At 70.1% G+C, this 13,076-nt stretch carries 10 protein-coding genes; 9 read left to right on the top strand and 1 reads right to left on the bottom strand.

Annotation, left to right across the window (positions count from 1 at the left end; translation table 11 throughout):
* Positions 1-324: 324 nt before the first annotated feature.
* The 6 genes from lanL (at position 325) to rfbD (ending at position 8,427) form a co-directional block, all read left to right on the top strand.
* A complete protein-coding gene (lanL, locus tag ACWD3H_RS19695; protein WP_451955979.1) occupies positions 325-3,036 on the top strand; it encodes a class IV lanthionine synthetase LanL in 2,712 nt (903 codons plus the stop codon).
* A gap of 65 nt (positions 3,037-3,101) precedes the next feature.
* Complete coding sequence (locus ACWD3H_RS19690; RefSeq protein WP_451955978.1) at positions 3,102-4,850, top strand: alpha/beta hydrolase family protein; 1,749 nt, start codon at positions 3,102-3,104, stop codon at positions 4,848-4,850.
* 238 nt (positions 4,851-5,088) lie between these two features.
* Entirely contained in the window at positions 5,089-5,328 is a 240-nt protein-coding gene (locus tag ACWD3H_RS19685) for a hypothetical protein (protein WP_451955977.1), read from the top strand.
* The gene (locus tag ACWD3H_RS19680; RefSeq protein WP_451955976.1) at positions 5,280-6,263 is read left to right on the top strand and encodes an ATP-binding cassette domain-containing protein; all 984 of its coding nucleotides are present in this window, start codon (positions 5,280-5,282) and stop codon (positions 6,261-6,263) included. Before ACWD3H_RS19685 ends, ACWD3H_RS19680 begins: the two co-directional genes overlap by 49 nt.
* Positions 6,260-7,306 carry a radical SAM protein gene (locus tag ACWD3H_RS19675; RefSeq protein WP_451955975.1) on the top strand — a complete coding sequence of 349 codons (1,047 nt, stop codon included), beginning with the start codon at positions 6,260-6,262 and terminating at the stop codon, positions 7,304-7,306. Before ACWD3H_RS19680 ends, ACWD3H_RS19675 begins: the two co-directional genes overlap by 4 nt.
* A 200-nt stretch (positions 7,307-7,506) precedes the next feature.
* Complete coding sequence (rfbD, locus tag ACWD3H_RS19670) at positions 7,507-8,427, top strand: dTDP-4-dehydrorhamnose reductase (RefSeq protein WP_451955974.1); 921 nt, start codon at positions 7,507-7,509, stop codon at positions 8,425-8,427.
* A 108-nt stretch (positions 8,428-8,535) separates the two neighbouring features.
* On the opposite strand, the gene ACWD3H_RS19665 is transcribed toward rfbD, so the two are convergent.
* Entirely contained in the window at positions 8,536-9,132 is a 597-nt protein-coding gene (locus ACWD3H_RS19665; RefSeq protein ID WP_451955973.1) for a dTDP-4-dehydrorhamnose 3,5-epimerase family protein, read from the bottom strand.
* A gap of 241 nt (positions 9,133-9,373) precedes the next feature.
* Here ACWD3H_RS19665 and ACWD3H_RS19660 point away from each other — a divergent pair, with 241 nt between their 5' ends.
* The 3 genes from ACWD3H_RS19660 to ACWD3H_RS19650 all read left to right on the top strand — a co-directional run bounded on the left by ACWD3H_RS19660 (position 9,374) and on the right by ACWD3H_RS19650 (position 13,041).
* Positions 9,374-9,604 (top strand): hypothetical protein, encoded by a 231-nt coding sequence (locus tag ACWD3H_RS19660; protein ID WP_343963212.1) that lies wholly within the window; start codon positions 9,374-9,376, stop codon positions 9,602-9,604.
* Positions 9,605-9,703: 99 nt separating this feature from the next.
* The gene (locus ACWD3H_RS19655; RefSeq protein WP_451955972.1) at positions 9,704-10,510 is read left to right on the top strand and encodes an ABC transporter ATP-binding protein; all 807 of its coding nucleotides are present in this window, start codon (positions 9,704-9,706) and stop codon (positions 10,508-10,510) included.
* Positions 10,510-13,041, top strand: coding sequence for an ABC transporter permease (locus ACWD3H_RS19650; RefSeq protein WP_451955971.1), 2,532 nt, complete (start codon positions 10,510-10,512; stop codon positions 13,039-13,041). Before ACWD3H_RS19655 ends, ACWD3H_RS19650 begins: the two co-directional genes overlap by 1 nt.
* Positions 13,042-13,076 lie beyond the last annotated feature (35 nt).

Here is a 13,076-nt window from a genome sequence, read left to right as displayed (position 1 = left end):
AGGGATGGGGCCTGCTGACGATAGTCCGCAGGTACTTACGAAGCGCTTGGCTTCTCTAGTGGTCACTTACGGCCGCGGCGGCGCGGAGATCTTAAGGCCGCCGCAAGCCGCTGCTAGCAGCCTTCTCCCCGTCCGGAGGATCGCGGGAACCGGCCACGAACGAGATCCGGACGGCCGTATCGAGTGAATGCCCGACATCGGCCCCTGCCAGACGAAGACGAATGGAGATTCGGCGTCGTGAGTGAGCTTGATTCGGCTGGGGACGGGCTCCCTGGCGGAGACCGTCACCTCCTGACGGACATCGCCCGGGCGACGTTGCACCGTGTGACGAGCGAGAACCGCGGGACTGCCGACACTGGGGCCGAAGACCCTGCGGGCTGGGAGTTCCGGGTCGGGTCACCGTGGACGTACGTGACTCCGGCCGGGGTGACCACGCAGGCGCAGGGCTGGAAGCTTCACGTGGCGGCGACGCTGTTGTCGGCTCCGGTGGTGCTGTCGCGTGCGGTGCGGGTTCTGGGACGCCGTCGTTGCCCGTTCAAGTACGCCACCACGTTGGACGAGTTGCGCAGTCTCGTGGCGCGCGACCAGGACCGCGGATCGGTGGGCAAGTTCATCACGGTCTATCCGCCCGATGACGAGACCGCCGCGGAGATCGCCGGGGAACTGCACGAGGCCACCTATGGTCTGCCGGGTGCGCCGATCCTCACCGACCGGATCTACCGGCCGGGCAGTTCGGTGTACTACCGCTTCGGGGTGTTCTCGGCGCCCAGCGTGCTCGACAACGACGGCTCCTACACCTCGCGGCTGACCGCCCCGGACGGCACCCAGGTGACCGATGAGCGCAACGCGTGGTACTCCCCGCCGGCGTGGGCGACCTGCCCGTTCGAATCAGGTCAGGCTCCGGTCAGGACCACCGCGCCGGAGGCGGTGCTGCTGGCCGATCGGTTCGCGGTGCGCCAGGCCATCCGGCACGGCGCCAAGGGCGGGGTGTTCCTGGCGGATGACCAGGTGCAGGGCGGCAAGGTGGTGATCAAGCAGGCGCGTCCGTATCTGGGTGCCGGGCTCGACGGCTGCGACGAGCGCGACCGGATGCGCCACGAGGCGCGCATGCTGGACGCGCTCGAACCGCTTGGCGTCACCGCGCGCAAGGTGCTCCTCTTCGAGAAGGACGACAACCTGTTCCTGGCGCAGGAACACATCGAGGGCACCGTGCTCAAAGGATGGGACAACGCTCACCCGGACCGGCCGGACCGCGATCGGCCCGGCACGGTGTTGTCCGTCCTGCGGCGCCTGGCCGCGCTGGTCGCCGTCGTGCACGAGCAGGGCTACGTGCTGCGTGATCTGACGCCCAACAACGTCATGGTGACCGCCGACGGCGACTGCCGTCTGATCGATTTGGAGATGGCCGCCGTGCCCGGCACTCCGGTCTCCAAGGCCCACACTCCCGGGTACGCGCCACCCGAGCAGGTGAACTCCGCGCCGTACGGTCCCGCGTTGGGCCCGGAAGCCGACCTGTACGCGCTGGGGGCGACGGTGTTGTTCACGGCCACCAGCGCCCAGCCGCCCCACCTGGCGGATCGGCCCGCCGGCTCCCGGTCCTGGGACGAGCAGGTGGAAAGGACGGTGCGGGTGGCGAGCGCGGGCGATCCGCTGGCCACCGCGCTGTCCCCGCTGATCCTGGGATTGATGCGGGAGGATCCCGCACAGCGCTGGGATCTGCCGCGTGTGCGGGCGTTTCTCGAGGACGCGGAGATCGCCCCCGCGGGATCCGCCACGCGAACGGGAGGGTTCCGCCTGGATGCGGCCGAGCAGGACCGTCTGCTCCACGACGGGCTCGTCCACTCGCTGCGCACCATGTCGCCCGGGACGGATGTCGCGCCGTCCGCTCACCTGTGGCCCCTCACGGGTTACGGGCCGACCGCTGATCCGTGCGCCGTCCAGTACGGCTCGGCCGGGGTGATCGCGCTGTGGGCGGTGGTGCTGGATCGGGCTCAGGCGGGCGATGTGCTGCCGCCGGACACACGCGCCGATCTGACGACCGGCCTGCGGGACGCGGTGACCTGGACGACGCGGCGGATGGCGAACGAGCCCCGGCCCTCCCCGGGGCTGTACTTCGGCCGGGCGGGCATCGCGTGGGGCCTGTATGAGGCGGGCCGCGTGCTCGGTGACGAGAACCTGCGCACCACCGGCCTGAAACTGGGACTGAGCCTGCCGGACAGCTGGCCGAACCCGGACATCTGCCATGGCGCGGCCGGCACGGGGATGGCCCTGCTGCACCTGTGGCGCGCCTCGGGGGACCCGCGGTTGCGGGCCCAGGCGGACGCGTGTGCCGACGGCCTGCTCAAGGCGGCTCAGCGGACCCCGGAAAAGGTGATCTGGCCCATTCCCTCGGACTTCGCGTCCGCGCTGGCGGGTGTGGAGCACTACGGCTTCGCCCACGGCGTCGCCGGGATCGCCGCGTACCTGCTGGCCGCCGGGATCGCACTCGACCGTGACGACTGCATGGAGATCGCCCTGCTCGCTGGAGACACTCTGGTGGCGGCGGCCGAATACCAGGGCGGGGCCGCCTGGTGGGCGGAGGGCCCGCAGGGCGGGCAGAAGTTGCCGCACTGGTGCAACGGCTCCTCCGGCGTCGGCACTTTCCTGGTGCGCCTGTACGCCGCGACCGGTGAGCGCCGCTTCCTGGACGCCGCCCATGGCGCCGCGCTGGCCGTCCATGGAACTCTCCGGAGCTCGGGAACGGCCGCCTGCCACGGACTGGCCGGTGACGGGCAGTTCCTGCTGGACATGGCCGAACTGCTGGGCGAGCGCGCCTATCACGAGCAGGCGGAGGAACTGGCCGCGGCGTTGTGGGCGAAAGCCGTCCTGCGCGACGGACTGCTGGTGGTGCCCGATGAGGCCGCGGGCAGGGAGATCTCCATCGGCTGGAACACCGGGCTTGCCGGGGTGCTGGACTTCCTGTACCGGCTGCGCCACGGCGGGCCGCGCCGGTGGATGGCCGAGCCGGGCGACGATGTGCGCGGCGGGGCTCGGTGATCTCTGGAACGACGAGCCGGGCCGCCACGGCGGCCGGCGAAGGACATCGGCCACCCGTCCAACGGGTGAACTTCCAATTCTCCTCCAGCGGACGGTACGCCGCCTGTCTGGCAGCGGGCGACCACGGCCCGCTGAGCCCGGAGCTGTGGGACCTCACCGGCTCCGAGCCTCGGCCCCGGATGGTGCGTACCCGCGACGGTGAGACCACGGCGAGCGTGCCGCTCCCCACGGACGAAGGCGATCTGCTGCTATGCCGGTCCGGGGCCTACGGTTCACGGCTCACCATCACCGCCCCCCACTCGGACAGCGGGAGGGCGGTCGAAGAAGTCGAACTGATCAACACCCGCAGAGGCGGTCTCAGACTCCTCGGCGGCACGGCGGGAACGCACACCCTGGTGTTGGAGATGGACCCGGACGGGCGCACCACGGTGTGGCGCCTGTCCGGCCGGGCCGCCACGCCAGAACGGATCACCCGGCTGCCGCACCTGATCCGCGGAGCGGTCTGGCTCGACGAGAGCGGCGCCGGTCTGGCACTGTCCTCCACCGAGCCGGGAACGGGCGCCGTGGTCCTGGACGTGACGCGCGGGACGGTGACCCCCCTCGGTCTGCCCGACGGCGAGCACCTGCTGCTGGCCGCGCCCGGCAGTGGAGTGCTGCTGACCGCCGCACGGCACGACGGCGTCTACCGACTGGGCGTGCGACGCCTCGGCGACCAGGGGCCGGCGACCTTCCCCGACCGGCTGAACGCGATCGAGGGCAGCGTGCTTCCGCTGGTCCTGGATCCGGCCGGACGGCGCCTGGCCTTGTCCGTCACCCGCCAGGCCTGTTCCCGCCCAGTGGCCCATGATCTGGTGACGGACGACACCAGCGAGATCGAGCTGCCACCCGGAGCCCTGTATCCGGCGGCGCACTGGTCCAGCGGCGGCCTGCATCTCGTGCACAGCGCCCCCGACCGTCCGACCGGCGTGATCACCATTCCGGAACCGTCCCGGCCGCGTTTCCTCGCCGCCTCCGGCACCCGTCGATCCCACTGGGCATCCGCGCGGACGCAGGAGTACCCCGCGCCGGAAGGCAGCACCGAAGCCATCGTGTACGGCGATCCGATCGGCGGCCGACGCTTGGTGGTGGCGCTTCACGGCGGCCCCGAGGCCGCGTGGCAGCTCGGATTCGACGGGCTGTTCCAGCGCTTCGCCGGCGAGGGGATCGCGGTGGTCGCGCCCAACCAGCGAGGAAGCACCGGATACGGCGCGGCGCACCGTGACGCCATCCAGAACGCCTGGGGCGGGCCCGACCTGGCCGACGTCCTGTGCCTGGGTCGTTTCCTGGCCGCCGAGCGCGGTCCGGGCCGCCGGCGACCCATGCTCTACGGCGCGAGCTACGGGGCGTACCTGGCGCTGCTGGCCGCGGCCGCGGAGCCGGACCTGTGGGACCGAGGCACGGTCGTCGCGCCGTTCCTGTCCGGACGGCTGCTCTACGAGGACGGACCGGACCCGGTCCGCAACCTGATCGATCGGCTCGGCGGGCGCGAGGAGATCCACGACGACGAACTCGGTCCGCGTGACCTGCTCCGGCTGGCCGACCGCATCCGGCTACCGCTCCTCATCGTGCACGGCGAACAGGATCCGATCATCCCGGTCAGCCACTCCCGTCGCCTGCACGACCGGCTGCGCCAGGTCCGTCACGCCCATGCCGCGCCCCTGACCTATCTCGAAATTCCCGGCGCCGGTCACGACCCGCTGTCCGACAGCGGCGGACATGTCATCGGCGACCGCGTGCTCGAATTCCTCGACACCGGGACGCTCTCGCCCGACTGAGGCAGTCGGCCGAGCCGGCCGCCACCCGGAGGCGGCTTCGGCATCTCCCCGACCACCTCCACTGAAGCCCGCAGAAAGGCCTTCTGCGGGGAAGGGCTAACCGCACCCAAGAGATAGAGGCGATCGATGTCAGGCCAAGCGCCGGATCCACCAGCCGGGCAGGTAACGCACCGGCACAGTGACCGTCTCCTGGCCTCGATGACGCGCGGCGTCTGGGCGCGCCATCGTCACCGCCACCGTGACCCGAGCCGCCTGCGGTGCCCAGCCGGACACCGCCGCCGTCAACCGTCTCACCGAGCAGGTGGAGACGTTGCGGAACCTGGTGTCCGCGCTGCTGCGCAGCACTCAGGCACTGGGCGTCTCCCTGATCGCCGCACTGGCCGGGCTGCTGGTGCTCTCGCGCTGGCCACCGCCATCGTCGCCGGACCCGTGTTCGTGGCGCTGGCGGTGTTCGCCAGGCTGCTGCGTGTGCTCATGATCCGGCAGCGCGAACTCGTCCTCGCCGACGAGACGCTCACCGCCGAGGCGACCCCGATCCTGGACGGAACGCGTGACATCGCCGCCTGCGGGGCGCGAAAGCAGGCGTACGCCACCGTACGGGCCACCGTCGACAACCAGGCCGCGGCCACCCGCGCCCTGGCCGGCCTGGACCTGCGGACGAAGCGGTTGAACTTCGCCTACTCCCCCAAGGCCACGCCCGTCGTACACCACCTCGACCTCGTGATCCCCGAGGATGAGCACCTCGCCGTGGTCGGCCCCAGCGGCATCGGCAAATCCACTCTGTCCATGCTGCTCACCGGGCTGCGACAGCCCACCGAAGGGGAGGTGCTGCTCGGCGGTCTCCCGCTGTGGGAGATAGCGGAACCCGAGTTGCGCACCATGATGGCGCTCGTGCCGCAGGAGGCGTACGTCTTCACCGGGACGGTCCGGGAGAATCTCGCCTACCTCTGCCCGGCCGGGATCAGGGACGGCAGGCTGCTCGAAGCGGCGGACAGGGTGGGCGCGTGGGCGCTCGTCCACCGGCTCGGCGGCCTCGACGCCATGATCGACGAACCGTCCGCGTTGTCGGCCGGCGAGAAACAGCTCATCGCCCTGGCCCGCGCCTATGCTTCCCCGGCCCGCCTGATCCTGCTCGACGAGGCCACCTGTCACCTCGACCCGGCTGCGGAGGCGAAGGCCGAAACCGCCTTCGCCATCCGGCCGGGAACCCTCATCGTCATCGCGCACCGCATCAGCTCCGCCACCCGGGCCCAGCGCATCCTGCTGATGGACGGCACCACCGCGCTCACCGGAACGCACTCGGAGTTGCTGATCCGCTCGCCCCTGTATGCCGACCTCGTCAGCCACTGGACGGCCGACCAAGCACCCGGCCTCTCTGGCACTCATTCGGAAGCGACAAGGAAGTTTTCATGAGCGACACCGCCGACAAGCCCTCCGACGTCATCTGGGATCTCACCTACGCCTGCCCGCTGCGCTGCGTCCACTGCTACTCGGAATCGGGCAGGCGGCCGACCCGGCAGCTGAGCCATGGCGAGATGCTACGGGTCGCCGACGCGATCATCTCGCTGGGGCCGGACGCGATCGAGTTCGCGGGCGGCGAGCCCCTGGTGATCAAGGGGATCTACGAAGTCGCCGAGCACATCGCCCGAGCAGGGGTCAAGGTCAACCTTTACACCAGCGGATGGACGTTCACTCCCCAGGACGCCCAGGACGCCGCCCGCGTGTTCCAGCAGATCACCGTCAGCGTCGACGGAGCCGACGCCGACGTGCACGACCGCATCAGGGGAAGGGCCGGCTCATTCGAACGTGCGCTGAACACCCTTGCCATGCTGGACGACATCTCCGCACGTCGCTCGGCACAGGGGGATCCTCCTGTGAAATTCGGGATCGACTGTTCGATCCTGCGCAGCAACCTTTCCCAGACCGAGAAGTTCTGCACCGACGTCGCCCCCCGGTTCCCGCAGATGCAGTTTCTCAACTTCGCCGCCGCCGTGCCGTCGGGGCTGGCCAGCCGGCCCGGCTTCAGCGACGCGGAACTGCTCACGTTCGAGGAGCTCAACACCCTGACCAGTGAGGAGCACTACGAGCGCCTCAGGTCCCTGGCGCCGGACTCGGTCGCGGTGTCCGCGTCGAACAACTTCATCCTCATGATGCACCCCGACGCCGTCTCGCGTTTCGGTTTTCCCCTGCTGCAGGTGGAGCCTGACGGCGAGGTACGCGCGATGCCCATCTACGAAGGGAGCGTGGGGAGTCTCCTGACCGAGGATCCCGCCGTGCTGTATAAGCGCGCCGTCGAGCGATGGAGCGATCCCTTCGTGGTGGAGACGTTGTCCGCGGTGCGTTCGATGGCGGACTGGGCCGAGGCGGTCCGGCGTATCGACCGCCGCTTCGGATCCCCCGACGTCCTGCTGCGCATCGACCGCCGTCCGCCCTGGCCGGTTTCGGCGCTCTCCTGAGGTCGCGGCCGGCCGCCCGCAACCGCGGCCGCGGCATCGACGACGTCCGCGCGTACGCCGAAGCCATGACCACTGCTTACGAGATCAGATCGATCATGATGGAGGATGGCCGACCATCTGATCACCTGAAAGAGTGGGGCCGACGTCGACACGCCGGCCCCACTCCCTGTGGGATGCATAACCGCGTTTTCTCGAAAATCGTGACTTCCAACTTTAAGGTGATCAGATCCGGCGACACCTGGACCAAGGGAGAGGACGCCATGACGTGGCTCGTCACGGGGGCGGCAGGCATGCTCGGGCACGAGGTGGTCGCGCTGGCGCGCGGACGAGGGTACGACGTCGCCGCGCGAACCCGCCGGGACCTGGACATCTGCCACCGGGACCAGGTCGAGTCGGCCTTCCAGACGCTCGCCCCGCGGGTCGTGGTCAACTGCGCCGCCTGGACGGCGGTGGACGACGCCGAGAAACGGGAGCGAGAGGCCTACCGGGTCAACGCCGACGGCCCCCGGCTGCTCGCCGAGGCCTGCGCGCGGCACGGTGCCCGGCTGGTCCATGTCTCCACCGACTACGTCTTCTCCGGTGACGCAGGCGTCCCGTACGGCGAGGACGACCCGGCCGAGCCGCAGACCGCGTACGGGCGGACCAAGCTGGCCGGGGAGAAGGCGGTCCTCGACGCGCTGCCTTCCGCCGCCGTCGTCCGGACGGCATGGCTGTACGGCGCCCACGGACCGAACTTCGTGAGCACCATGCTCCGTCTCATGGCGGAACGGGAGACCGTCGAGGTGGTCGACGACCAGTTCGGGCAGCCGACCTGGGCCGCGGACCTCGCGGACCGGCTGGTCACGCTCGGCGAGCTCGGCTCCGCGGCGGGGGTGTTCCACACCACCAACTCCGGGAAGGCCTCCTGGTTCGAGCTCGCCCAGGAGGTTTTCCGGCTGTCCGGCACCGATCCCGAGCGGGTGCGCCGGACGACCTCCGAGTCCTTCGTCCGCCCGGCGAAGCGACCGGCTTTCAGCATCCTGGGCCACGCGCGGTGGCGGGAGCTGGGCCTTGAACCGCTCCGCCCCTGGCGGGACGCGCTGCGCACGGCCCACCCCGAGCTGGCGAAGCCCTTCCGCTGAGAAGGTGTGCGCCCGCCCATCGATGGTGGGCCGCGGAGACCCGGTGACGGTTCCCGGCCGGCGCGCCGGCGCGATGGCCGGGAACCGTCACGACGGGCCGGCGAGTTCCTACCCGCGGGCGTGCGAGGCGTAGAAGGCCAGGCACTCCTCGTAGGAGGGCAGAAGACCGGCTGCGCGCGCCTCGGCGAGGGTGGGCGCCGCGGCGTCCTTGGGCGACAGGAGCGGTTCGACGTCCGTCGGCCAGGTGATGCCCAGTTCGGGATCGAGTGGGTGGATGCCGCGCTCCCTGGTCGGGTTGTAGCCCTCCGAACACAGGTAGATCACGGTCGCGTCGTCCGTCAGCGCGAGCAGGCCGTGCCCCAGTCCTTCGGACAGGAACACTCCCCGGTGGTCCTCGTCGTCCAGGCGCACCATCTCCCACTGGCCGAACCTCGGTGAGCCGACGCGGATGTCCACGATCACGTCCAGCATCGCCCCTCGCACGCACTTGACGTACTTCGCCTGGCCCGGTGGCACGTCGGCGACGTGAATCCCGCGCAGGGTGCCCCGGCGTGAAACAGAGCAGTTGGCCTGGGAGAGCCGCAGCCGCCGTCCGGTGACCGCATGGAACTCCTCCTCGCGGAACCATTCGTGGAGACCTCCCCGATCGTCGATGTGGATTTTCGGGTCGTCAATCCATGCGCCTTCGATTTTCAGTGGCTGCATCTCGACTGCTCCTGATCCCGGCCGTTTACCGGACCGTGTAGAACGTGCTGTGGCCTTTTCCACCACGATCCAATGCTGACCGCAGACGGTCCGATTCGGGTGTCCCGCCGACGGTCGTGATACCAAAGTCGACGCGGCTCATACTTTAGTCGGAAAGCAGGCTCCGCATCGGCGACTTCGGTTGATACGGGAGATGCCGACGACCGATTCCCGCCGCCACGATCGGCCTTAATGTTGAATCGTGCGTAAATCCTTACAGCTCATCGGGTTCATCATGATCCTCGAAGGCGTAAGCGGGGCCATCGACCAGATCGCCGTCCAGCCCATCCTCGGCGCGGTGCTCAACTTCTTCAACCGCGTCGTCGTCAATAACGTGGCCTTCCTCGAAGGTTACGAGATCTACGCGAACTTGATCCTGGCGGTTCTCGGGATTGTCGTGATCATTGCCGCGGAAAGGGCTCCGGCGTCCTAACGCCCCGCGCTCTCCGTCCCACCCATTCAATACCGGGATATCAGCAGAGGCCATGAACGAACTGTCACGACCATTACACACCTGTCCGAGGAGCCGGAAATGAAGAACTCGACGGCGGTGCTGGCGGAGGAGACGGGTGAGCCCATCGCCGCCCGCGCGGAGAACATCTCCAAGCGGTACAGCACCGGAGACACGGCGGTGGCGGCCCTCGACGGCGTGTCGCTGAACATCCCGCGCGGCCAGTTCGCCGGCATCATGGGGCCGTCCGGTTCCGGCAAGTCCACCCTCATGCACTGCATGGCGGGGCTGGACAGCGTGGACTCCGGGCGGGTGTTCGTCGGCGACCAGGACGTGACGGACCTGAACGAGAAGCAGCTCACCCGGCTGCGCCGGGACCGGATCGGCTTCATCTTCCAGTCCTTCAACCTGCTGCCCACCCTGACGGCGTTGGAGAACATCGTCCTGCCGATCCGGCTGGCCGGCCGCACGCCCGATCAGGAATGGCTGGACTCCGTGATCGAGACCACCGGCCTGCGCGAGCGGCTGGACCACCGTCCGAACCAGCTCTCCGGCGGCCAGCAGCAGCGGGTGGCGTGCGCGCGGGCGCTCGCCGGCAAGCCGGACGTCATCTTCGCGGACGAGCCCACCGGTAACCTCGACTCCCGGTCCGGCGCCGAGGTGCTGGGCTTCCTGCAGAAGTCGGTACGGCAGACCGGCCAGACCATCGTCATGGTCACCCACGACCCGGTGGCGGCCTCGTACACCGATCACGTGATCTTCCTGTCCGACGGCCGCGTCGTCGACCGGATGCCGGAACCCACCGCGGAGAAGGTCCTGGAGCGGCTGAAGAGGTTCGAACCCGCGAGAGCGAGCACCACGGCCCCCGGCAAGCAGGGGCGGATCTGATGCTCGCGAAACTCACGTTGCGCAATCTCCTGGCGCACCGGGTCCGGCTACTGCTCTCCGTGCTCGCGGTGACGCTCGGGGTCTCCTTCGTCGCGGGCACAATGATCTTCCGGGACACCGCCACCCAGAGCTTCGACCCGATCTTCGCGGGGCGGACCGAGACCACGACCGTGGTCGTCCGGCCCAAACCGGCCGAGGGTGAGAACGCGACACCGGCCACGATACCGGCCTCCCTGGTCGGCACGCTGCAGCAGAGCGTGCCCGGCGCCGCGGAACTCAGGGGACAGTACGACGGGTACGCGGCGCTCGTCCGTCAGGACGGGCGGATCGTCGGCGAGGACCGCGCGGCGCACCTGGGCGCGGCGTACCTGAAGCGACCGGGCGCGGGCCTGCGGATACTCTCCGGCCGGGAGCCCTCGGCGGCCGACGACGTCGTCGTCGAGGAGCGCACCGCGGCCGAGGGGCAGCTCAAGGTCGGCGATCCGGTCAGCGTGGTGACCGCGCGGGCGACGAAGTCCATGCGCGTCGCCGGCGTCTTCAGGGCGGTCAACGACCAGGTCGGTCGTGCCGCCACCTACGTGATGTTCGCCCCGGAGACCGCGCAGGCCCTGCTGACCGGCCCCGGGCAGTACTCGGCGATCTTCGTACGGCCGCGCGAGGGTGTCTCGCAGCAGCAGCTTCTCCAGCAGGTCGGCGCGGCACTCCCGGCGCAGTACGAGGCCAAGACCGGCGCGGACGAGGTCGAGGAGGTCAAGTCCCAGCTGAGCTCGCTCTTCGAGCTGATCAGCCGGTTCCTGCTGGTGTTCGCCGGGGTGGCGGTCTTCATCGGATCGTTCATCATCCTCAACACGTTCACCATGCTGGTCGTGCAGCGGATCCGGGAGCTCGCGCTGCTCCGGGCGATGGGCGCGAGCCGCGCCCAGGTGACCCGGGCGGTTCTCGGCGAGGCACTCGGGATCGGCTTCCTCGGCTCGACCCTGGGCCTGCTCACCGGCGTGGGACTGTCCTACGGGCTCAGGCTGCTGTTCGAGCGGTTCACCGGCGGCACCCAGGTTCCGCTGCGCACGCCGGTGGTCGGGCTCTCGACCGTGATCTGGGCGTACGCGGTCGGCATGCTCGTCACCCTGCTGGCCGCCTACCTGCCGACGCGCCGCGCGGCGAAGATCCCGCCGGTCGCGGCGATGCGCGACGACGTGGCGCTCACCCGCCGTTCGATGACCCTCCGTCTCGTCTCCGGCGTCGTCATGGCACTGCTGGGCGCGGGAGCGCTGGCCGCGGGCCTGGCGACCGGGAAGGCGGAGGGCGCGGCCCTGGTGATCGGCGGCGGTCTGCTGACGTTGCTCGCCCTGACGATGCTCAGCCCGTTCCTGAGCCGGCCGGTCATCGCGCTGCTCGGCTGGCCGATCTCCCGGCTCGGCGGCACGGTCGGGCGGCTGAGCCGGGAGAACGCCCGGCGGGATCCCCGCCGTACCGCGGCCACGGCGTCGGCGCTGATGGTCGGGCTCGCGCTCGTCTCGGTGGCGACGGTGGTGGCCGGCTCGATGAGCGCGTCCGCCGACCAGAGGATCGCGCGTCAGTTCGGCGCAGACCTCTCCCTGGACCCGCGCGGTCTCACCGGTTTCAGCCAGGAGACGGTGGACCGGGTGGCCGCCGCCCCGGGCGTGCGCGGCGTCACCGCGGTCCGGCACGGGACGATGGGGATCGCCGGCGGGCAGGTGCCCGTCCTGGTCGCCGACCCGGTCGCGCTGGCGGGTCCGGCCAACCTGAAGATCGAGGACGGCACCGGCACCCTGGCCGCCGACGGGCTGCTCGTGCAGAGCGCACTCGCCGCGGAGCGTGGCTGGAAGGTGGGCAGCACCGTCACGGGCCGGTACCCGGACCGGTCCACCGCGACCCTGCGGGTGAGCGGCCTCTTCGCCGCCAACGAGGTCCTGGGCATGTCCTTCGTCGTGAGCCCGGCCGGTTACCAGGCGCACGCTCCGGCCGGTCTGATCCAGAAGGCGTTCGTCGACCTCGACGACGGTGGCGAGGAGCAGGCCCTCGCGGCCGTGCGGTCGGCGCTGCGCGCCTACCCGAACGTCGAGCTGAAGGATCGCGAGGCCGTACGGGCCGACGCCCGCCAGGAGATCGATCAGGTGCTGAACCTGATCGTGGTCCTGCTGGTGCTCTCGATCGCCATCGCCGCGCTGGGCATCGTGAACACGTTGAGCCTGTCGGTGATGGAGCGGACCCGCGAGATCGGGCTGCTCCGAGCCGTCGGGATGAGCCGCGGCCAGACCCGATCCATGATCAGCTACGAGTCGGTGATGGTGTCGCTGTTCGGTGCCGTGGCCGGTCTGGCTTTCGGGACCGTGCTCGGCTGGGCGGTGCAGCGGGCGATGGCGGCCGATGGCGTCGAGGTACTCGACATCCCGTACGGCCGGCTCGGGCTCTACCTGCTCAGCGCCGTCCTGATCGGTGTCGTGGCGGCGATCTGGCCGGCCCGGCGGGCCTCGCGGATGAACGTCCTGCGGGCCATCCAGCACCAGTGAGCCGCCGATGTGTTGTGACACGACCGACCTCTGCC

This window comes from Streptosporangium sp. NPDC002607, assembly GCF_053592655.1.
The sequence above is the reverse complement of the archived record's forward strand: the minus strand, read 5'-3'. Positions and strand labels throughout refer to the sequence as shown.